Origin of the sequence: Geminicoccus harenae (assembly GCF_019800005.1) — a bacterium.
Taxonomy (GTDB): domain Bacteria; phylum Pseudomonadota; class Alphaproteobacteria; order Geminicoccales; family Geminicoccaceae; genus Geminicoccus; species Geminicoccus harenae.
The window spans coordinates 34,195-54,249 of record NZ_JABGCL010000025.1 but is presented as its reverse complement, the minus strand read 5'-3'; the positions used below and the strand labels follow the sequence as shown (position 1 = coordinate 54,249).

At 71.1% G+C, this 20,055-nt stretch carries 18 protein-coding genes; 9 read left to right on the top strand and 9 right to left on the bottom strand.

The features are described 5' to 3' along the window. Nucleotides 1-31 precede the first annotated feature (31 nt). Nucleotides 32-1,018, top strand: a complete 987-nt coding sequence (locus HLA95_RS20305) for a YihY/virulence factor BrkB family protein (RefSeq protein WP_191059129.1) — start codon at nucleotides 32-34, stop codon at nucleotides 1,016-1,018. 17 nt (nucleotides 1,019-1,035) lie between these two features. Here HLA95_RS20305 and HLA95_RS20300 read toward each other — a convergent pair whose 3' ends face one another. After that, nucleotides 1,036-1,875, bottom strand: coding sequence for an HAD family hydrolase (locus HLA95_RS20300; RefSeq protein WP_222184342.1), 840 nt, complete (start codon nucleotides 1,873-1,875; stop codon nucleotides 1,036-1,038). A 215-nt stretch (nucleotides 1,876-2,090) separates the two neighbouring features. Here HLA95_RS20300 and HLA95_RS28435 point away from each other — a divergent pair, with 215 nt between their 5' ends. Continuing rightward, nucleotides 2,091-2,642 carry a DUF2934 domain-containing protein gene (locus tag HLA95_RS28435; RefSeq protein ID WP_223861855.1) on the top strand — a complete coding sequence of 184 codons (552 nt, stop codon included), beginning with the start codon at nucleotides 2,091-2,093 and terminating at the stop codon, nucleotides 2,640-2,642. Between the two features lie 76 nt (nucleotides 2,643-2,718). On the opposite strand, the gene HLA95_RS20290 is transcribed toward HLA95_RS28435, so the two are convergent. Beyond that, nucleotides 2,719-4,698 (bottom strand): AI-2E family transporter, encoded by a 1,980-nt coding sequence (locus HLA95_RS20290; protein ID WP_222184341.1) that lies wholly within the window; start codon nucleotides 4,696-4,698, stop codon nucleotides 2,719-2,721. A 239-nt stretch (nucleotides 4,699-4,937) separates the two neighbouring features. Between HLA95_RS20290 and HLA95_RS20285 the strand changes: the two genes are divergently transcribed. Both HLA95_RS20285 and HLA95_RS20280 read left to right on the top strand, forming a co-directional pair. After that, nucleotides 4,938-5,681: a Crp/Fnr family transcriptional regulator gene (locus HLA95_RS20285; RefSeq protein ID WP_191061490.1), complete on the top strand. Its 744-nt coding sequence runs from the start codon at nucleotides 4,938-4,940 to the stop codon at nucleotides 5,679-5,681. Continuing rightward, the gene (locus HLA95_RS20280) at nucleotides 5,678-7,657 is read left to right on the top strand and encodes a PAS domain-containing protein (protein ID WP_222184340.1); all 1,980 of its coding nucleotides are present in this window, start codon (nucleotides 5,678-5,680) and stop codon (nucleotides 7,655-7,657) included. Before HLA95_RS20285 ends, HLA95_RS20280 begins: the two co-directional genes overlap by 4 nt. A 19-nt stretch (nucleotides 7,658-7,676) precedes the next feature. Here HLA95_RS20280 and scpA read toward each other — a convergent pair whose 3' ends face one another. Both scpA and HLA95_RS20270 read right to left on the bottom strand, forming a co-directional pair. After that, nucleotides 7,677-9,830, bottom strand: a complete 2,154-nt coding sequence (gene scpA / locus HLA95_RS20275; protein WP_191061431.1) for a methylmalonyl-CoA mutase — start codon at nucleotides 9,828-9,830, stop codon at nucleotides 7,677-7,679. Next, nucleotides 9,827-11,545 carry a methylmalonyl-CoA mutase family protein gene (locus tag HLA95_RS20270; RefSeq protein ID WP_222184339.1) on the bottom strand — a complete coding sequence of 573 codons (1,719 nt, stop codon included), beginning with the start codon at nucleotides 11,543-11,545 and terminating at the stop codon, nucleotides 9,827-9,829. The genes scpA and HLA95_RS20270 overlap by 4 nt, the downstream gene beginning before the upstream one ends. Before the next feature lie 186 nt (nucleotides 11,546-11,731). Here HLA95_RS20270 and HLA95_RS20265 point away from each other — a divergent pair, with 186 nt between their 5' ends. The 3 genes from HLA95_RS20265 (at nucleotide 11,732) to HLA95_RS20255 (ending at nucleotide 13,357) form a co-directional block, all read left to right on the top strand. Continuing rightward, entirely contained in the window at nucleotides 11,732-12,151 is a 420-nt protein-coding gene (locus HLA95_RS20265; RefSeq protein ID WP_191062329.1) for a VOC family protein, read from the top strand. A 143-nt stretch (nucleotides 12,152-12,294) separates the two neighbouring features. Beyond that, the gene (locus HLA95_RS20260) at nucleotides 12,295-12,540 is read left to right on the top strand and encodes a hypothetical protein (protein ID WP_191062330.1); all 246 of its coding nucleotides are present in this window, start codon (nucleotides 12,295-12,297) and stop codon (nucleotides 12,538-12,540) included. 10 nt (nucleotides 12,541-12,550) lie between these two features. Further along, nucleotides 12,551-13,357: a glycosyltransferase family 2 protein gene (locus HLA95_RS20255; RefSeq protein WP_222184338.1), complete on the top strand. Its 807-nt coding sequence runs from the start codon at nucleotides 12,551-12,553 to the stop codon at nucleotides 13,355-13,357. 15 nt (nucleotides 13,358-13,372) lie between these two features. On the opposite strand, the gene HLA95_RS20250 is transcribed toward HLA95_RS20255, so the two are convergent. The 4 genes from HLA95_RS20250 to HLA95_RS20235 form a co-directional block, all read right to left on the bottom strand. Next, entirely contained in the window at nucleotides 13,373-13,996 is a 624-nt protein-coding gene (locus tag HLA95_RS20250) for an SCO family protein (protein WP_222184337.1), read from the bottom strand. A 2-nt stretch (nucleotides 13,997-13,998) separates the two neighbouring features. Continuing rightward, nucleotides 13,999-14,541, bottom strand: coding sequence for a copper chaperone PCu(A)C (locus HLA95_RS20245; protein ID WP_191062581.1), 543 nt, complete (start codon nucleotides 14,539-14,541; stop codon nucleotides 13,999-14,001). A 27-nt stretch (nucleotides 14,542-14,568) separates the two neighbouring features. Beyond that, nucleotides 14,569-14,982: a DUF2946 family protein gene (locus HLA95_RS20240; protein ID WP_222184336.1), complete on the bottom strand. Its 414-nt coding sequence runs from the start codon at nucleotides 14,980-14,982 to the stop codon at nucleotides 14,569-14,571. A gap of 62 nt (nucleotides 14,983-15,044) precedes the next feature. Continuing rightward, entirely contained in the window at nucleotides 15,045-17,066 is a 2,022-nt protein-coding gene (locus HLA95_RS20235) for an elongation factor G (RefSeq protein WP_191061650.1), read from the bottom strand. A gap of 274 nt (nucleotides 17,067-17,340) precedes the next feature. Here HLA95_RS20235 and HLA95_RS20230 point away from each other — a divergent pair, with 274 nt between their 5' ends. After that, entirely contained in the window at nucleotides 17,341-18,291 is a 951-nt protein-coding gene (locus HLA95_RS20230) for an anti-sigma factor family protein (protein ID WP_222184335.1), read from the top strand. Here the strand turns inward: HLA95_RS20230 and HLA95_RS20225 are convergent. After that, entirely contained in the window at nucleotides 18,204-19,460 is a 1,257-nt protein-coding gene (locus HLA95_RS20225) for a DNA recombination protein RmuC (RefSeq protein ID WP_222184334.1), read from the bottom strand. The genes HLA95_RS20230 and HLA95_RS20225 overlap by 88 nt on opposite strands. Nucleotides 19,461-19,608: 148 nt before the next feature. Between HLA95_RS20225 and HLA95_RS20220 the strand changes: the two genes are divergently transcribed. Next, entirely contained in the window at nucleotides 19,609-20,025 is a 417-nt protein-coding gene (locus HLA95_RS20220) for a ribbon-helix-helix domain-containing protein (RefSeq protein WP_222184332.1), read from the top strand. The last annotated feature ends 30 nt before the right edge of the window (nucleotides 20,026-20,055 follow it).

The following is a 20,055-nucleotide window of genomic DNA, read 5'->3' as shown; positions in this document are numbered from 1 at the left end:
GGCGATCGGGTGCAGCCGGGAGGCCGGCCTGATGGGAGAGGAGCGCGACGACGTGGTGGGGCCAGGATCGGGCCCGGACGCTGTGCCGGGCCATGATGCCCGCTCGCCGCGGGAGATCCCGGCGGAAGGCTGGCTCGCCGTGCTGCGCCGGGTCTTCTGGCAGGCGATCTCCGACGAGATCGGCATGGCCGCGGCGAGCTGCGGCTTCTATGCGATCCTGGCGCTGTTCCCGGTGATCCTGGTGGCGATCTCGGTCTATGGCCTGTTCAACGACCAGACCACCGCGGCCCGGCAACTGGAAGCGCTGCAGGGCGTCCTGCCGCCCTCGACCTTCGACATGGTCCGGGACCGGGTGCAGGACCTGGCCACCGCCGGCCGCACCCGGCTCAGCTCCAGCCTGGCGATCAGCCTCGCCGTGGCCCTGTGGAGCGCCATGAACGGGGTGAAGTCGATCATCACCGCGCTCAACGTCGCCTACGAGGAGAAGGAGAAGCGCAGCTTCCTGCGGCTGAACCTGGAGGCGCTGCTGATCACCCTGTGCGGGATCGTCGGGACGGTCGTGGCGCTGGCGGTGATCGTCGCCGTGCCGGCGGCCCTGGCATCCGGATGGCTGGGACCGGTCCCGGCCCTGCTGGTGCGTGCCAGCTCCTTCCTCCTGCTGCTGGCCTTCGCCATGCTGGCCCTGGCGCTGATCTACCGCTTCGGCCCCTCCCGGGAGGACGCCAAGTGGCGCTGGGTGACGCCGGGCTCGATCCTGGCGGCCATGCTCTGGCTGCTGGTCTCGCTGGGCTTCTCCTTCTATGTCGGCCGGTTCGGCGACTATGACGCGCTCTACGGGACGCTCGGCGGCGTGGTGGTGGCCATGTTCTGGTTCTGGATCTCGGCCTACGCCCTGCTGCTGGGTGCCGAGCTCAACGCGGAACTGGAGCTGCAGACCCGTCGCGACACCACGATCGACCCTGCCGCACCGATGGGCCGCCGCGGCGCCTTCGTGGCGGACCATGTCGTGCGGCGCTGAAGCCTGGACGCTGCGGCTCAAGGCCGGCCGAGCAGCAGGCGGTCGATCGCCTGGGCCACGCCGTCCGCGTCGTTGCCGGCCGTGACGAAGCGCGCCGCCGCCTTCACCTCGTCCGATGCCTGGCCCATCGCGATCGCGAGCCCGGCCCTGGCGAACATCGGCAGGTCGTTGTGCCCGTCGCCGATCACCGCCACGCGTTCGAGCGGCACACCCATCGCCTCGGCCAACGCCGCCATGCCGCTGCCCTTGTCCGCGTCGGGTGCGGTGACGTCCAGGTAATAGGGCTGGGAGCGCAGCGCCTGCGCCTGCCCCGCCAGCGCCCTGCCCTCCTCCTGCTCGAGTGCGGCCAGGAGCGCATGGTCGTCGCTGGCGGCCACGATCTTGTCGACGCGCACCGCATGGTCGGCGAGGTTCTCCACCAGCTCCGGCCCGAAGCCCACCGCCCGCTCCTCGCGCGCCACCAGCGGGCCGTCCGCCTTCTCGACCAGCCAGCGGTCGTCCGCGAACAGCCAGAGCTCGATGCCCGGCCGGCGCAGCCGCTCCAGGACGGAGCGCGCGGTCGCGTCGTCCAGCCGGTGGGCCTGCAGGATCGTGCCGTCGACCGCCACGATCGTGCCGCCGTTGAACGCCGCCGCCGGTTCGGTCACCTGCAACCCGTCCAGCGGCAGGCGCAGGCCGCGGGTCGGCCGGGCACTGATGATGCTGAAGCGCACCCCTGCCCGGCGCAGGCGGTCCACCGCCTGCCTGGTCGTCTCGGTCAGGCTCTTGTCGGTCCGCACCAACGTGCCGTCGACATCGCTGATCAGCAGGTCGATCGGGGGCAGCACCCGATCCCCTTCGGTGGTCGTCCGGGTCAATGCGCTTCTCCTCGCCTGCGGGACATGGGACTGCAACGCCTGGCACGCGAACCGTCAAGGACATGGGCCTGCCAGGGCGCTCCCTCCAGCCGCCGGCGCGGCACGGTCGGCATCGTGGCGGCGGGCCGGCATCCGGCCGGAACGCATCCATTCGGGAAACGTTGGAGGGGCATCACCGGACCGGCCTGCGTGAGCGGCCGAAGGAGAAGCTGAAGATGGCGCGCAACCCCGATTCGCCGACGATCGAGCAGGCGGAACAGGCAGCACTGAACCGTGCCGAGGCGCAGAGCCCGGAGGAGGATGCTTCGCTGGCCGTGTTCGGGCGGGATGTCGACAGCTATGACGCGCAGGGCACCAGCCCGCAGGCCGAGGACGCGACCGCGCAGGACTGGGCCGTCGCCGACGCGGTGCGCCCGGACTTCCAGGAGGAGACCGTCGACGGGCTGAACGAGCTCGAAGAATCGGCCAGGGCCAGTGCCGAGGATCTGGCGATGGACGAGCCGCTGGAAGAGCGGATCCGCCGCAAGGCCTACGAACTTTGGGAATCCGAAGGCGGCCCGCATGGCCGCGCCGACGACCATTGGCATCTGGCGGCCACCCTGGTCGCCGAGGAGGACGCGGCCCGCTCCAGCCTGCTGCCCTTCGACGGCGGCCTCGACGAGCCGGTCGAGGAGGCGAGGGTCACGGAGAATCTCGGCGAGTTCCAGGGGCTGGCTGACCAGGGTGCGGAAACCGACCGCGACATGACCGACCGCATCAACAACTGATCGCGGCCGGAACATCCCGCTTCCGGGCCCCCGGCCGGCGACGGCCGGGGGCCTTCATGCGTTCCGGCGGCCCGGATCACGCGCTGCGCTGGACCGCATGCGTCGCCGCGGCGGCATCCCCCTGGGCCTTCGGCCGCGTGGCGGCCGCCAGGCACAGCCGGACCGCTTCCTCGAAGGTGAAGGCGCGGTAGTCCGTCATCACCTCCTCGGGCAGCTCGCGGCGCTCGTCTTCCTCGGATGGCCGCCACAGGCCCAGCAGGATCGCGGCCTTGGGGATCCGGCGCCGGATCCGCTTGGCCGCGGTCCGGGCCGGGATCAGGCTCGCCGGGTCCAGGTAGGACAGGCAGACCAGCGCCACCCCGCTGGGGTCCAGGCGGAACAGGTTGGCCGTGCTGATCGCCTCGGTGCCGACGATCCGCGCGCGCAGGCCATGCTTGCCCAGGAGCTGGGCCAGGATCCTGGAAGCGGAATCGTCGAGCGGCCCGCGGCCCGAGATGATCAGCACCGGCGCCTCGCCCGACCATTCCGGCGCCAGCGCCTCCTCGGTCAGCACCGGCAGGTGCAGCGCGGAGTCCTCGTCGTCCTCGTCCTGGTCGAACGCCGCCTCCGCCTCCGGGTCGTCCGTGCCGGCGAGCGATCTGGGCCGGTCCTCCTGGTCCGCCAGGTCGTCGATCAGCTCCTCCAGGCTGGTCCGGATCCGGGCAAGGCGCTCCTCGTTCAGAGCACCACGGGCATGGTCGGCCTGCGCCAGCTCCAGGCCTTTGAGCGCGACCTGGTCGTAATAGGAGGTGAGCGAGCGTTCCTTGAGATACTCGGTCGCCTTCTCGATGGCCTCGACCGGGTCGCCTGCCAGCATCCGCTGGTAGAACAGCTCCGCGGGTGTCAGCGCCGGTCGGTCGCCGAACATGATGTCCAGGAATTCCAGCGACTTCACGTGCCGGCCCAGGACCACGAGGCAGACGGTGATGGGGGTCGCGAGCAGCAGCCCGATCGGTCCCCACAGCCAGGTCCAGAAGGTCGCGGCCGCCACCACGGCAGCCGGGGCCAGACCGGTCGAGCGGCCATAAAGCATGGGCTCGATGCCGTGGCCGACGATCGGCTCGATCACCACGAACAGGGCCAGGGTCCACAGCGCCATGGACCAGCCCGGATCGACCGCGGCGGCGAAGACGATCGGGAACACCGCGCCGATGATCGCGCCCACATAGGGCACGAAGCGGAGCACGCCGGCCAGCACGCCCCACAGGATCGGGCTCGGCACGCCGATCAGCCACAGGCCCAGGCCGATCACGCAGCCATAGGCCGAGTTGAGCGCCACCTGGCTCAGGAACAGGCGGCTCAGCCGCCGCCCGGCATCGTCCAAGGCGGCGGTCGTGTTCTGGATGTCGTGCGCGCCGGCCAGGCGGATCAGCCGGTTGCGCAGATCCTCGCGCGCCAGGAGGATGAAGATCACGAAGATGATGATGATGCCGGTGGTCGCGAGCGGATGCAGGAGCGGGTTGATGATCAGCGCCAGGGTCGCCAGGGCGCCGGGATCCGCCTGGTGGATGATCACCGGGATGGGCGTCATCTCGTCCGGCGTCACGCCCGGCTCCGGCCCGATCGGACGGGTCGGCTGGGCCGGCTGCTCGTTGAGCTCCCGGCTCAGCCCATCCAGCATCCGCGACATCCGGTCGACGATCCCCCCGCTGCCGCCCTCGGTGGCGCCGCGAAACGAGCGGATCTTCTCCTGCATCGTCGACTGATAGCGCGGCAGGTCGGTGGCCAGCTCGGTGAGCTGGGCGGCCATGAGGGTGCCGAGCCCGAAGATCAGGATGAACGCCAGCAGCACCGTGGACAGGACCGCGATGCTGCGTGGCACGAAATAGCGCTGGAGGAGGCGCACCACCGGCGCCAGCACGAAGCTGAGCAGCACCGCCAGCGCGGCCGGGACCAGGACCTCGCGGCCGAAATAAAGAAAGCCGATGATGACGACCGCCACGAACAGGCCGGAGGCCGGTGAGGCGCGCATGCCGTCCGGGATGCGGGTCTCGATCGGGGCTGGGATCTGAGGCATCTGGTCTCGCTGCTGGTGGCGGGCGGGGAAGCCCCCTGAGCCAGACAACGCCCAACATTGCGCGCCGCACCGTCGACCGCCAGAAAATTCCCGGCTGACACCGCAAGGTGACGACCGCGGATGCTTGGCCGGCGGCCCTCGAACCCGGGTGGCACCGGTCTGCCGATGTCCTATAATATGGAGTGGTCCGATCCGCGGGGAGGCCCTGGCAGCACTGGGGCGAGCCGGGAGAGGGAAGCATGGACAATCCCCTCGCGCGCAAGCTCTCCCACTTCACGAGGCTGTGGGCGAGCGACGAGGCGGCCCTCGATGTCCTGTCGCGGCAGCGCGTCCGCCAGGTCAATGCCCGCCACGACCTGATCCGGGAGGGCGATCGACCGGAGCACGTCAACCTGATCCTGTCGGGCTGGGCCTGCCGCTACAAGACGCTGGAGGATGGCCGGCGCCAGATCATCGCCATCCTGCTGCCGGGTGATTTCTGTGATCTGAACATCTTCATCCTGCGCGCCATGGACCATTCGATGGCCGCCATCACACCGGTCACCCATGCCGAGGTCAGCCGGGAGGTGCTGGAGGAGGTCATGCTGAAGCAGCCGCGGATCACCCAGGCCCTGTGGTGGGACTCTCTGGTTACCGCCGCGATCCAGCGCGAGTGGAATGTCAGTCTCGGCCAGCGCACCGCCCTGGAGCGGGTCGGCCATATCCTGTGCGAGCTGTTCGTCCGGCTGCGCATGGTGGGCCTGACCAACGGCAACAGTTGCGAGTTCCCCATCACCCAGGTCGACCTCGCCGATGCCACCGGCCTCTCGGCGGTGCATCTGAACCGGACCCTGCAGGAACTGCGCGCGGGCGATCTGATCGTCCTGCGCGACCGGCTGCTGACCATCCGGGACCTGCGGGCCCTGCAGATGCTCTCGCTGTTCAACCCGAACTACCTGCACCTGGACGCCGAAGGCCAGCAATACGGAGCCAACGAGTCGTGAGCACTGCCGCGCCCGGAATGGCGACCAGCGCCTGCCTGCAAGCCTGTGCCGAGTTCTTCGCCGCCGCCGACCTCGCCGTCTTCGAGCATGACCTAGCGGCCGGTATGCTGCGGCTTTCGGGAGCGGCCGCCGAGATGATGGGGATCGGGAGCGAGCGCAGCCTGGCCGCGGCCGATCACGACCGCAGCGTCCATGCGAACGACCTCGACCGACTGCACGCCGAGCGGCGCAGAGCTGCCGAGCGCGGCGGGCCGTTCCAGTTCGCCTATCGGATGGTGCGCCCGCAGGACGGGCGGGTCATCCGCCTGGAGGCACGCGGCGCCGCGCTGCGCGACGCGGCAGGCGGCGGGGTCAGGCTCGGCGGGATCCTGTGGGACGTCACCGCGGCACGGGCCGGTGACGGCGAGGTTTCTGCCTTGTGCCGTGCGCTCAGCACGGAGGTCGCGGCACTGACCCGGCTGCACCGCCTGTCCGGGCGCCTCGCGGCCTGCACCCGGCTGGAGCCGCTGCTGGAGCAAGTGCTGGATGCTGCCATGGCGCTGCAGGATGCCGATCTGGGGGTCCTGCGGCTCTACGAGCCCGAGCGCCGCACGCTCCGGATCGCGGCACAGCGCGGCTTCGACCAGGCGGTGGCGGACGAGTTCCGCGAGCTGCCGGTGACCGGCCGGATGCTGGTGGTGGTCCGGGCGTTCAACACCAGGCGCCGGATCGCGGTGGAGGACATCACCCGCGACACCGACCCGCTGCTGGACAAGAATCGCGCGCAGGAGCTGGGCATCCGCGGGGCGCAGGCCATCCCGCTCATCGACGGGGAAGGTCGCCCGCTGGGCGTGCTGTCCGCCTATTTTCGCGCACCCATGCTGCCCTCGGCGAGCACCCTCCATCATCTCGACCTGTTCGTCGGGCAGGCCGCCGAGGCGATCGCCGCCCGGCTGGGCGAGCCCGCCCAACACCTTGCGATCGACCGGCTGCGCGCCGGCTGCGACGCCATCCCGCAGCCGGTCTGGCAGGCGGATGCGGCAGGGGCCTGGACCTGGGCCAACCGCTGCTGGCAGAGCCTGACCGGCCAGCCCCGGGAGGCGTCGGCCGGCGCCGGCTGGCTGGACGCCGTGCATCCGGACGATCGCGCCCGGGTCGGGGACGCGCTGGGCGAGGCCCGGAACACCGGACGGTTCGAGGCCGACCTCCGCCTGTGGCAAGCGGCCGAGCGGCGCCATCGCTGGTCCAGGCTGCGGGCGGAGCCGCTGGCCGACGGGGCCGGCGCTCCCGCCGGGTGGATCGGCATTGCTGGCGACATCGACGACCTGCGAGGCCGGCAGGAGCGGCAGCAGCATCTGATGGAGCAGTTGCAGCACCAGTTGCGCAACACGCTGGCGGTGGTGCGCTCGATCGCCCGCCGCACCGCCGAGAGCGCCACGAACCTGCAGGACCTGGCTGCCCACCTGGACGGGCGGATCGGCGCGCTGGCGCGGGTCCAGGCGGCCGTCACCCGCTTTCCCGGCCGCGGCGCCGACCTGCAGGGCCTGATCGACGAGGAACTGCTGGCGAGCCATGTCCGGCAATCGAGCCGGCTGCAGGTCGCGGGGCCACCGGTGCGGCTGAAGGGCAAGGCGGCGGAAGCGCTGGGCCTGGCCATCCACGAGCTGGTCACCAACGCGCTGGAGCATGGCGCGCTGTTCCGCCCGGACGGCCGGATCACGGTGAGCTGGTCGGTGGACGCCGCCGGCCCCGATGGCAGGCTGCATTTCGTCTGGGAGGAGCTGTCCGGCGGCAGCCCGCAGCCAGGGCCGGAGGGCTTCGGCATGCTGCAGCTCAAGCGCGGCCTGGTCTACGAGCTGCGCGCCGAGGTGGCGGTCGATTTCCGGGCGGACGGGATCCGCTGCGACCTCCATATCCCCTTGAGCGCCGGGATCGTGCCGGACGACGATGCGTCAGGCGAAGCCGACGAGGCGGGTCCGGCCGGCAGCGCCTCCTGACGCGAAGGCACTCGGCGGCTCAGGCCGCGGCGTCGTAGCCGAGCGTCCGGTTCAGGCGCTCGATCAGCTCCGCTGCGGCCTCCGCGATTACCGTCCCGGGCGGGAAGATCGCCGTGGCACCCGCTGCCTTCAGGGCGTCATAGTCCTGCGGCGGGATCACGCCGCCCACCACGATCAGGATGTCGTCGCGCCCGCGCGCCGCGAGCTCGGCCTTCAGTGCGGGGACCAGCGTCAGATGGCCGGCCGCCAGGCTGGAGACGCCCACCACATGGACGTCGTTGTCCACCGCCTGCTGGGCGGCCTCGGCCGGCATCTGGAAGAGCGGGCCGATGTCCACGTCGAAGCCCAGATCGGCGAAGCTCGATGCGATCACCTTCTGGCCGCGGTCATGCCCGTCCTGGCCCATCTTGCAGATCAGGATGCGCGGCCGCCGCCCCTCGTTCTCGGCAAAGCGCTCCACCATCGCCCGGACCTTCGCCACCTTGGCCACCGACCGCGTCTCCTGCCCGTAGATCCCGGTGATCGTGCGGATCTGCGCCACGTGCCGGCCCCAGACCCGTTCCAGGGCATCGGTCATCTCGCCGACCGTGGCACCCGCCCGGGCCGCCTCGATCGAGCCGGCCAGGAGATTGCCCTGCCCCTCCTGCGCCATGGCGGACAGGGCCGCCAGCGCACGGTCCACCGCCGCCCCGTCGCGACTGGCCTTGAGGCGCGCGAGCTTGTCCAGCTGCTCCTTGCGCACCGCGCTGTTGTCGACCTTCAGGACCTCGATCGCCTGCTCCTGCTCCGCCCGGTACTTGTTGACGCCGACCACCACCTGCTGGCCCGAATCGATCCGGGCCTGGGTGCGCGCCGCCGCCTCCTCGATCCGGAGCTTGGGGATGCCCTGCTCGATCGCCTGGGCCATCCCGCCGCTGGCCTCCACCTCCTGGATATGCTCCCAGGCGCGCGCGGCCAGGTCCGCGGTCAGCTTCTCGACGAAGTAGGCACCGCCCCAGGGGTCCGCCGGCCTGGTGGTGCCGCTTTCTTCCTGCAGCAGGATCTGGGTGTTGCGCGCGATCCGGGCCGAGAAATCGGTCGGCAGGGCCAGCGCCTCGTCCAGCGAGTTGGTGTGCAGCGACTGGGTATGGCCCTGGGTGGCGGCCATCGCCTCGATCATGGTGCGGGTGACGTTGTTGAACACGTCCTGGGCGGTGAGCGACCAGCCGCTGGTCTGGCAATGGGTGCGCAGGCTGAGCGAGCGCGGGTCGGCCGGATCGAACTGCTTCATGAGCTTCGCCCAGAGCAGCCGCCCGGCGCGCAGCTTGGCGATCTCCATGAAGTAGTTCATGCCGATCGCCCAGAAGAACGACAGGCGCGGCGCGAACGCGTCGACCTTCAGCCCGGCGGCCAGGCCGGCCCGGACATATTCCACGCCGTCCGCCAGCGTGTAGGCGAGCTCCAGGTCCGCGGTCGCCCCGGCCTCCTGCATGTGGTAGCCGGAAATGCTGATCGAGTTGAACTTCGGCATCCGCTCGGCGGTAAACGCGAAGATGTCCGAGATCACCCGCATGCTGTGCCGGGGCGGGAAGATGTAGGTGTTGCGGACCATGAACTCCTTGAGGATGTCGTTCTGTATGGTCCCGGTCAGCTTCTCGGGCGGCACGCCCTGCTCTTCCGCCGCCACCACGAACAGGGCCAGGATCGGCAGGACCGCCCCGTTCATGGTCATCGACACGCTCATCCGGTCGAGCGGGATGCCGGCGAACAGCTCGCGCATGTCGAGGATCGAATCGATCGCCACCCCGGCCATGCCGACATCACCCATGACGCGGGGATGGTCGCTGTCGTAACCGCGATGGGTGGCGAGATCGAATGCGATCGAGAGCCCCTTCTGCCCGGCGGCGAGGTTGCGCCGGTAGAAGGCGTTGCTCGCCGCCGCGGTGGAGAAGCCGGCATATTGCCGGATCGTCCAGGGCGACTGGACGTACATAGTGGGATAGGGGCCACGCACGAACGGCGGGATGCCGGGCAGGCTGTCCAGCGTCGCAATGCCATCCCGGTCGGCCGAGCCGTAGAGGGGGGCGAGCCCGATCCCCTCGGGCGTGTCGAAGCAGGCGGGTTGCGACGTGCTGGCGGTTGCCGCCGGGCGTGGTCCCAGCGGCAGGCCGGCGAGGCTCGGGACCTTGCTCATCGCAGCTGCTCCACCACGTCTTCCAGATAGGTCATCAGGTCGTCACCCTGCCGCACGAAGCGTGCGACTCCGGCTTCCGCCAGCGCCGGGACGACGTCGCGCGGCCACCCCATGAGATGAACGGCGCCGATGCCGGTTTCGCGCAGACGGCGCACCGCCGCCACGCCACTCTCGGCATAATCGGCATCGTCCCCGGCGATCAGCACGAGGCGCGCCTCTGGCGGGATCGTGTCCGGCTGGTCGGTGACCGCGGCTTCGAGCCCGGCGGCCGCCAGCAGGCCATAGGCGAAGCCCAGCCGTCCCGTGTACCGCGCAGCCGGGCCCATGGTCAGGATCGGCACCGGCGCCAGGCCCGCCTGGAGCACCCGGTCGCGCAGTTCCTCCAGTTCCTGCGCATCGCGGACCCGCGGCAGGCGCCGGCCGGGTGCCTGCTCCCGCCTGGGCGGCACCTCGCGCTCGCCTGCGTCCGGATAAAGGCTCACCCCCAGGATCGGCCGGCGGCGCGTCGCCACCAGCTCGCGGCGGCTGGCCCGACGCTCGGCGAGCAGGGCTTCCACCAGCCCTGTGCGACAGGCGGCGGCCATGCCGCCCGCGGCCTCGACCCGCTGCAGCACCGCCCAGCCGGCGCCCGCCATTTGCTCGGAAAGCTGCTCGACATGCCAGCTCCCGCCGGCGGGATCGGCCACCAGGCCCAGCCGGCTTTCCTCCAGCAGGACGTTCTGGATGTTGCGCGCCATCCGCGCGGCGAACGGGTCGGGCAGCGAACAGGCATGGTCGTGCGGCAGCACGGTCACCGCATCCGCACCGCCCAGGCCGGCGGCCGCGGCGGCGATCGTGTTGCGCAGGAGGTTGGTCCAGCGGTCATAGCGGGTCAGCATCCGTGCGGAGCTGGTCGCATGCACGGTCGGGCGGTGCGCCGGCAGCTCCAGGATCTCCGCCAACCGCCCCCAGAGCCGGCGCAGGGCGCGCAGCTTGGCGATGCCGGCGAAGAAGTCGGCACTGGTGGTCACCCGCAGGATCGCCCGCTCCAGCACCCGGCCGGGCTCCTGCACCCCTTCCAGCCGGCGGGCCAGATCCACCGCCAGGGCGATCGTCAGGCCGATCTCCTCGGCGTCGCTGGCACCGGCATCGTCGAAGATCGGGCCGCCCAGCGCGAAGCGGACATCGTCCCGTCCGGCCAGCCCGGCAGCGGCGATGCGATCGAGCGTCTCGCCCGGGTCGGCCACGTCGCCGCGCGCCCAGGGCTCCAGCGGATCGAGTTCCATCAGCACGCCGGGCGGCAGGTCGAGCGGGTCGTCCGGATCGCGCTCCAAATGGACCGGGGCCAGCTCCGGCAGCACCCCGTCCAGCATCTGGCGCAGGTCCGCACTGTCCCGCCCCCGGGCGGCCAGCACCACCGACCCCGCCCCGCCTGCCAGGTCGGCCAGGATCGCCCGGTTGGCCGCGATCGGGTCGGCCAGCTCGCAGCGGGCCCGGATGTCCCAGGCGGTCCGGCCTATCGCCGGGCCGCGCAGCCAGGGTGCCTGGCCGGGCGGCGGCGCCTCGGGCAGTTCGTCCCGCCTGGTATAGAGCGGCTCGATGCGCAGCCCGTCCTCGGTGTGCGCCACCAGCCGCTCCTCGAACCCGGCACCCTTCAGCCCCTTGAGGACCAGGGCCTCCCAGGCCTCGAGCTCCGGGGCCGGGAAGTCGGCGGCGAGGTTCGGCAACGCGGACAAAGGGGTCTCTCCGGCAGCAGCAAGAGGGCAACGCCGGCTCCGGCCGGCATGCCGCCGGCTAGAGCATACGCCGCCGGTCCCTCACCTGCCACCACCGCCGCTCTGATGGCCGCAACCCGCTTCAGGTGGCGGTCGGCCGCAGGGCGCTCTACATCAGGCGCGGCCACCTGAGATGGAGGAACGAGCTTGCGCTATCTGCACACCATGGTCCGGGTGACCGATCTCGAGCAGTCGCTGCATTTCTACCGTGACCTGCTAGGCCTCAAGGAGGTCCGGCGGAGCGAAAGCGAGAAGGGCCGCTACACGCTGGTGTTCCTGGCAGCCCCCGAGACGCCGGATGCAACCATCGAGCTCACCTACAACTGGGACCCCGAAACCTATACGGGCGGGCGCAATTTCGGCCACCTGGCCTACGAGGTCGACGACATCTACGCCTTCTGCCAGCACCTCCAGGACAATGGGGTGACCATCAACCGCCCGCCGCGCGATGGCCGCATGGCGTTCGTCCGCTCGCCCGACGGCATCTCGATCGAGCTGCTGCAGAAGGGCGGTGCGAAGGAGCCGGCGGAGCCCTGGAAGTCGGCCGAGAACATCGGGACCTGGTGAGGCCAGTTCTTGCTCACGATGCCGTGAGACGACCGTGGACATGACCCGTTCCGCTTCCGGAAACGTCGATGTCGCAGCCAGAACGGTTGCTGCAACGCAGCAATACCGTAGTATCGCTCCCTCGACCAACGACGGGAACGACGATGGCTGTGCGATATCGCAGCGCCTATCGGCGCTACTTGTTCTTCCGGCGGCTGCGCACGGGGCTGACGGTCCTGGGCGGGCTGGCGGGCCTGTTCATATGCTACCTGATGTACCGCAACCTCGAGCAGAACGGGCTGTCGCTCCACCGCGGCGAACTCGTCCCGCTGCTCGGCGTCCTGCTCCTGTCGGTGGCCGGGCCCTGGCTGCTGGTCAGCCCGTTCGTCCGCAAGCCGTCGGAGCTGTGAGGAAACCCGCTTGCCGCTGATCTCGATCGTCACGGTCTGCCGCAATGCCGCGGGCTCGATCGAGGCCATGCTCGCCTCGGTCGCAGCCCAGCGCGGCCGGGCGATCGAGCATGTGGTGATCGACGGCGCCTCGACCGACGGCACGCTGGAGATCCTGGAGCGCTGGCGGCAGCACCTGGCCGTGCTGGTCAGCGAGCCGGACGGTGGGATCGCGGACGCCTTCAACAAGGGGATCGCCCGCGCCAGCGGCACCTGGCTGATGTTCCTCAACGCCGACGACCGGCTGGGCCCGAACCAGGTCGCGCGCGCGGCCGCCACGCTGGAGCGGACCGGTGCCGACGGGGTGTTCGGCGACCTGATCTGCGAGGACGAGTCTGGCCGACCCCTGCACCGGATCGCGGGCGATCCAGATTATGCCGCCTGGATCGACCGGGCCTTCCCGGCGCTCAACCACCCGACCCTCATGGTCCGGCGCGACCTGTTCGACGAGATCGGCGGCTTCGACCCGAACCTGCGGGTCGCCATGGACTATGACTGGTGCCTGCGGGCGCACCGGGCGGGCGCCCGCTTCGTCTACGACCCCGAGATCGTCGGCCATTACCGGCTGGGCGGCGCCTCGGACCGGCAATGGCTGCGTGCGGCCAGCGAGCTGCGGACCATCTCGATCCGCCACGGGCTGCCGCCTGCAAAGGCCTGGCCGATCTGGGGCGGGCGGGTGGCGCGGGCCGCCGCCCAGCGCCTGCTTGGCCGCATCCTGCCGGGCCAGGTCCACGCCGCGCTGCGGCGCCGGGTCAACCGGAGCCACCGCACGGCGTGACCTTGGCAACCCGGCTCAGCCCGCGTCGATCGCGTCCGTGATCACCTTGGTCACCGTCTCGGGCGGCGCCTCGTAGCTGAACACGGCCAGGTTGGTGCCGTCCGGGCCCATCAGGTAGCTGTAGGTGCTGTGGTCCATCAGGTACTCGGTGCTCTGCTCGCTCTGGGCCTTGGCGAAATAGACCCGCCAGGCCTTGGCGGCACCGGCCACCTGCTCCGCACTGCCCGACAGGCCGACGATCCGCGGGTCGAACAGCTCGACATATTCGGCCAGGTCCTCCGGCCGGTCGCGCTCGGGGTCGATCGAGACGAACCAGGCCTGGACCTGCTCCGCCTTGGGCCCGAGCTGCTCCAGCACCTCGGAGAACTTCTGCAGCTCGTTCGGGCAGAAGTCCGGGCAGTAGCGATAGCCGAAGAACATCAGCGTCAGCTTGCCCTGGAGGTCGGCCTCGGTGACGGTGCGACCGTCATGCGCCACCAGGGTGAACGGCCCGCCCACCGGCACCTCGCGGATCACGCCCGGGATCTCCGGCGCCTCCGCCCTGGCCGACTCGAACCAGCCGGCCTGCCAGCCGACGATGCCGACGGCCGCCGCGGCGATCACACCGGCGGCCGCGGCGGGCAGGATCCTGCCCTTCATGCTCATCCTCCCGTGCCGTGGCCGGCGTGACCGCCGCCATGGTCACCATGCTCGCCATGGCTGTCGTGATCGGCCACCGGCTTGGCGGCGGCCCCCGGCTTCTCGACCGACAGCTCGACCTCGACCGTGCCGGCCTTCTCGAAGGTCAGGCTGAGCGGGATGCGCTCGCCCGGCTTGAACGCCTGGGTGGGGCCGATCAGCATCGCATGCATCCCACCCGGCGCCAGCGCCACCGTGCCCCCGGCCGGAATCTCGATGCCGCCCTCGATCGGCCGCATCTTCATGACGCCGTTCTCGATCGTCATGTCGTGCAGCTCCACGACCCGGGCCGCCGGGCTCGCGGCCGACACCAGCCGGTCCGCGTCGCTGCCGTGGTTCGCGATCGTGAAGTAGCCGCCGGCGGCCGGCTGGCCCTGCGGCACCGCGCGGGTCCAGGGATGGTCGATCGCCAGCTCGCCCAGCTCGTACTCGTGGGCCTGGGCGCCCGTGGCACCCACGGCCAGAAGGACGCCCGCCAGGGCGCCCCTGATCCAGGAATTGGTCATGAACTTGTCCTCGTTGCGCGAAGGTTTCTAGGCGGCGAGGACCGGCGGCGGTGCCCGGGCGGCAAAGCCCAGCGCCACGGAAGGGGCTGCGGGCGGCCCGGCCGGCGGCGGGCCGACCCGCCGGCCGCTGTCGGCGGGAAGCGGCAGCGCTGCCTCTGGCTCCGGGCCCAGGCCCAGGCTGGCCAGGCCCGGCAGCCGGCACAGCACGCAATGGTCGTGGCCGTGCCGGTCACGCTCCTGCCAGGGCGCCTCGTCCGCGCCGCCAGCGGCCACGGCGCACAGCACGGTCGGCAGGAACCTCCCGTCCGCCCCGGCGAGCATCGGCTGGGGCGGCGCCAGGCCCGGCGGCAGGAGGAGCTGCAGCAGCAGCGCCACGCCCACGAGGCGGGCGGCCAGGAGTTGCAGGCGCTGGTGCAGGACATGGCCCATGGCTGCCATCATGCCACAGGCCGGCGATCCTGCCGAGCACCTGTGGCAACGGGCGCTACTTCAGGGCGCACCGCTCAGGCGGCGGTGGCGGCCTGGGCGGCGATGTCGCGGGTCAGCCGCTCGGGCACCTCGTCCAGATGGTCGACCTGCCAGGTGAAGAAGCCGACCCCCTGGGTCATCGAGCGGAGCTGGAGCACCAGGTCGTGGCTCTCGGCCTGGGGCAGGTTGGCGCTGATCTCGTCCCAGCCTGGCCAGTCCGCCTTCGCCTCGTAGCCCAGCACCTGGCCGCGCTTGCCTGAGATCAGGGCCAGCGCCTTCGAGGTGTAGTCGGAGGGCACGGAGATGCTGATGGCCAGGATCGGCTCCAGCAGCACCGGGTGGCAGTTCGGCAGCCCCTCCTTCAGGGCGAGGCCGGTCGCCAGCTTGAACGCCAGCTCGGAGCTGTCGACCGAGTGGAACTGGCCATCATGCAGCGTGACCTCGACATCGACCACGGGGAAGCCCAATGGCCCCTTGGCCAGCCATTCCCGCGCCCCCTCCTCGACCGCCGGGATGAACTGCTTGGGCACGGCCCCGCCCACGATCTTGTTGCTGAACGCGAAGCCCTCGCCGCGCTCGCGCGGGCGGATCTCGATCTTCACGTCGGCGAACTGGCCGTGGCCGCCGGTCTGCTTCTTGTGCCGCCCGTGCGCCTGGGTGCCCTTGCGGATCGTCTCGCGATAGGGGGTGCGCGGCGAATGGGTCTCCAGCTCCAGCCGGTACTTCTGGCGCAGCCGGTCCAGCGCCACGCGCAGATGCATCTCGCCCTGGCCCCACAGGATCGTCTGCCGCGTCTCCGGGTCGAGATCGAGGCGGATCGCCGGGTCCTCCTCGGCCAGCTTCTGGAAGGCGGCGGACAGCTTCACCTCGTCGTTGCGGTCCTTGGCATGCAGCGCGAAGGCGTACATGGGCTGGGGCGGTGCCAGGGACAGGAGGCTTGCGGCCTCGCCATCGCTGCCGCCCAGCACGTCGCCGGTACGGACCGTCTCCATCCGGCCGAGCCCGACCACGGCGCCGCTCTCCGCCTCGCCCACCGCCTCGCTACGGGCACCGTTCACCTCGAACAGGCCGGACACGCGGGAACCGTCGAGCTGGCTGCCGTCCTTCAGCGGGCCGCGCCAGACCCGCGCCAGGCTCAGCTTGCCGGCATGGGGCACGTGGTAGGTCTTGAGGACCTGGACGAGCGGCGGGCCGTCCTGGGCGATCCCCAGCCGTTCGGCCGTGACCGCAGCATCCGGCACCTCCTCCGCCACCGCGCGCAGCAGCCGGCGCACGCCCATGTCGCGCTCGGCCACGCCCAGCAGCACCGGGACGACGCTGTCGGCAGACAGGCCGCGGGCGAGATCGCGCAGCACGGTGGCCGGGTCGACCGGCCGGTCCTCCAGCAACTGCTCCAGGAGCTCGTCGTCGAAGTCGGCCAGCGTTTCCAGCATCTCCTGGCGCGCTTGGCTTTCCCGGTCCCGATACTCCTCCGGGATCGGCATCTCGTCGGAGGGGGCGCCGGCCTTGAAGTGCCAGGCCTTCTCGTCGACCAGGTCGACATAGCCGACTAGGCCCTCGCCCCGGCCGATCGCATAGAGATGCGGCACCACCGGCCGCTGGCTGACCGCCCGCAAGCCCGCCAGCAGGTCGCGCCAGCGCACTTCCGAGCGGTCCATCTTGTTGACGAAGATCAGGTGCGGCAGGTGGATCTCGTCGAGGAAGTGCAGCAGCGGGGCGACCGCGACCAGGCGCTCCAGCACCGGCTCCACCACCACCACCGCCGCATCGACGCCCATCAGGATCGAGCGGGTGTCATGGATGAATTCCACCGAGCCCGGGCAGTCGATCACGGTGAGCCGCCTGCTGTCGAAGGTGACGGTGGCGCAGGTGGGCTCCGTGCTCATCTGTCGCGCCCGGGCCTCGGGCGCATGGTCGCCCACCGAGGTGCCGTCGGCGACCCTGCCCTTGCGCGCAATGGCGCCGGACACGAACAGCATGCTTTCGAGCAGGCTCGTTTTCCCGGCACCGTTAGGCCCGACCAGCGCGAGGTTGCATGGGTTACGGTCGGTACTCATTCGTTCTCGGCCTCCCTTGTCCGTGCGCCGTCCGGCGCGGTCGGCATCCCATGGGCAGGAAGGCGTCCGACCGGCTCGCGCGATCGGGTATGACGCATGTTCAGGGGATCGGCCGCAATTGGCAACCCCGACGTCCAGGCCGGTTCCCGGGTGCGCGCTGGTGCCCGGACCTGCCTGGGAACGACATCGATGGGTGGACATGGCCTCGGAACTGGCGGATCATGGCGGGCCGTGGCGGCCTAGTCCCGGACGGTCGGGTGTTGTGGGGGCAGGCATGGATTGCGCGAGCCTCGAACGCTATCTCGAGGCGTATCTGGAAGGCCGGCTGCGCCGGGCGCAGTGGCTGGTGCTGCGCCGTCACGTGATGACCTGCCAGCATTGCCGCTACCGGGTGGAAGAGCTGCGCCGGTTCGAGGTCGACCTGCACCAGCGCTTCCGGGCCATGGCCCGGACCCAGCGGCTGTGGACCGGGCTGGAGCTCGACCTGGTCGGCCTGCCCAGTGCTGCCGCTTCCGGCGATACGCTGCCGCCGAAATCGCCGCGCCCCGCCAGCTCGCCCTTGTCGGGCGCGCTCTTGCTGCCTCCGGCCCGGGCCAGCCGTGCCGCTGTCCTGCCGCCCCAGGAAACGGCGCCGCGTGAGCAGCGCTGGTCGGTGGTGGCGTTGCTCTGCCTGGTGCTGGCCGGGGTGGGCACGGGCGGCTGGCTGCTGGTCCGCCCCGGGAGCGACCCGGCCGGGGAGGTCGCCTCGAGCCTGCGGCTCCTGGAGGGTGGCCAGGCCGATGCCCCTGCCGAGGACGGCACGCTCGCCATGCCGATCGGCGCCACGGTGCCGGACGAGGCGTCACCGATGGCCGCGGGCGGGTTCGACCTCGACCATGTCGAGGTCGGGCCGGATGAGCTGCAGGCCTGGTTCGGCCGGCAATTCGGCCACCCGGTCGACCTGCCCCTCCCCCTGAATGCGACGATCGTGGGCGGCACCGACGTGCCCATGGGCCACGAGCGCCGGCCCGCCATGCTGGTCGACACGCCGGAGGATGGCCGGCTGATGATCCTGCCGACCCCGGACGGGATGACCTCGATGTCGGCCGAGGTGGCGGGGCTCGCCCGGGAGCACGGCCTCTCCCACCTGGTGCGGCGCTATGACCGGGGGACGTTCGACGTGCTGGGGCACGTACCGGCAGCGAGGCTGGACGAGCTGTTCTTCACCCCGGCCTCGCTGAACTGACCGCCCGGCGGGCCCGCCGCCTCGCTGCTGCGCTCGCCCAGTTGCAGGAGCAGGCGTTCCAGTTGCGGTACCCGGCTGCCGCGCAGCTCGTGCCAGTCCCTGAGTGATTCCTCGAGCCGGCGGCCGAGCCGGTCCAGCCGCTGCAGATGGGCACGCCAGCCCTCGTCCAGGCCGCGCAGCGCCTCCAGCAGTTCGCCCATCCCCTCGGCGATCCGCCGCTCCTCCGCGGCGTGCCGGATCAGGGCCAGCACCGCGAACAGGCTGGCCGGGCCTACCAGGCAGACCTGGCGCGTGATCGCCTCGTCCACCAGAAGCGGCTCGGCGGTGACCATGCCGGCGAAGACCTGCTCGTTCGGCACGAACAAGAGGGCCAGCGGCAGCGCCCCGTGCTCCGGCCTGGCCCAGCCCCGCTTGGCCACCTCGTTGATGCGGCCGCGCACGTCGCGCACGAAGGCCGACCTGGCCCGGCTGCGCGCCTCCTCGTCGCTGGCTTCCACCAGCTTCGCCCAGTTCTCGAACGGGAACTTGACGTCCATGTGCAGGACGCGGCCATCCGCCAGCAGGAAGGTCAGGTCGGGGCGGGTGCCGTCGGGAAGCTGGCGCTGGCGAACCCAGTGCAGGTTCTCGACCAGGCCCATGGCGCGCAGCAGGTCCTCGGCCATGCGCTCGCCCCACTGGCCGCGCACCCGCGCATGGACCAGAGCATCGCGCAGCGAGGCGGTGGTTTCCGCCAGCTTCTCGGCACGAGCGAAGGCCTGCTCGACCCGGCCGCCCAGGGTGGAGAAGCTCTCGGCACGCTCGCGCTCGATCCGGCGGATCAGCTCGCCCAGCCGCTCGACCTGGCCCAGCACGTTCTGGATGCGCGCCTCGAACTCGGCCCGCTCGCTCTGGGCACGGTGGCCCTGGAGCGTGCGCTCGACAGTGAACGCGGTCTGCACCGCCCGGGCCAGCTCGTCGGCGGCACGCTTCTCGCCCTCGCGGGACAGTTCGGCAAAGGCGAGCTTCACCTGGTCCAGCAGGGCCTCGGTCTCCTCGGCGCGCCGGCTGTCCAGCTCGGCGAGCGCGTGGCGGGTGGCCCCGCGCTGGCCGGCCGCGTCACGGCGCCCGAGCAGGAAGCCCAGCGCCAGGCCCACCGCGAATGCCGCCCCCAGGCCGATCCAGATCTCCAAGCGCCTGCTCCCGCCGCTCCCGCCCGCCTGTTGCCTAGCGCGGCGGTTTCGCTCAGCGCGAGCACAAAACCGGCGCGCGGGATCTTGATCCAGCCCGGCAGTCGGCCATCTTACCATCCAGTTGGATGGCGTATGGATGGCCTAGAGCATGATGGAGCGAGCCGAGCCGCGTGGGCGCAGCAGCGAGAGCGAGAAGATCACGCTCAATCTCGGCTTCGTCGACCTGGGCCAGATCGACCTGCTGGTGCGCGAGGGCTTCTATGCCAACCGCAGCGATTTCATCCGTACCGCGATCCGGAACCAGATCGACCGGCACGCCGACGCGCTGAACCGCTCGGCCGCGCATCACGGCTTCGACCTGGGCCTGCGCCGCTATGACCGGGCCGAGCTCGAGGCGGCCCGGGCAGCCGGACGCCGGCTGCGGATCCGCGTCCTGGGCTTGGCCACCATCGCTCCCGACGTGGACCCGGACCTGGCTTTGGCCACGGTCGAATCGGTGGTCGTCCTGGGCTCGTTCGTCGCCAGCCCCGAGGTGAAGGCCGCGCTCGGCGACCGGATCCATTGAACCCTTTCGCTCCTGCTCCAAGAAAGTCTC

Bases quoted from the DNA above. Each gene is read 5' to 3' on its own strand.
- HLA95_RS20305 (WP_191059129.1), top strand. From the start codon at position 32: ATGGGAGAGGAGCGCGACGACGTGGTGGGGCCAGGATCGGGCCCGGAC.
- HLA95_RS28435 (WP_223861855.1), top strand. From the start codon at position 2,091: ATGGCGCGCAACCCCGATTCGCCGACGATCGAGCAGGCGGAACAGGCA.
- HLA95_RS20220 (WP_222184332.1), top strand. From the start codon at position 19,609: ATGATGGAGCGAGCCGAGCCGCGTGGGCGCAGCAGCGAGAGCGAGAAG.
- HLA95_RS20260 (WP_191062330.1), top strand. From the start codon at position 12,295: ATGGCTGTGCGATATCGCAGCGCCTATCGGCGCTACTTGTTCTTCCGG.
- HLA95_RS20230 (WP_222184335.1), top strand. From the start codon at position 17,341: ATGGATTGCGCGAGCCTCGAACGCTATCTCGAGGCGTATCTGGAAGGC.
- HLA95_RS20235 (WP_191061650.1), bottom strand. From the start codon at position 17,066: ATGAGTACCGACCGTAACCCATGCAACCTCGCGCTGGTCGGGCCTAAC.
- HLA95_RS20290 (WP_222184341.1), bottom strand. From the start codon at position 4,698: ATGCCTCAGATCCCAGCCCCGATCGAGACCCGCATCCCGGACGGCATG.
- HLA95_RS20285 (WP_191061490.1), top strand. From the start codon at position 4,938: ATGGACAATCCCCTCGCGCGCAAGCTCTCCCACTTCACGAGGCTGTGG.
- HLA95_RS20245 (WP_191062581.1), bottom strand. From the start codon at position 14,541: ATGACCAATTCCTGGATCAGGGGCGCCCTGGCGGGCGTCCTTCTGGCC.
- HLA95_RS20250 (WP_222184337.1), bottom strand. From the start codon at position 13,996: ATGAAGGGCAGGATCCTGCCCGCCGCGGCCGCCGGTGTGATCGCCGCG.
- HLA95_RS20240 (WP_222184336.1), bottom strand. From the start codon at position 14,982: ATGATGGCAGCCATGGGCCATGTCCTGCACCAGCGCCTGCAACTCCTG.
- scpA (WP_191061431.1), bottom strand. From the start codon at position 9,830: ATGAGCAAGGTCCCGAGCCTCGCCGGCCTGCCGCTGGGACCACGCCCG.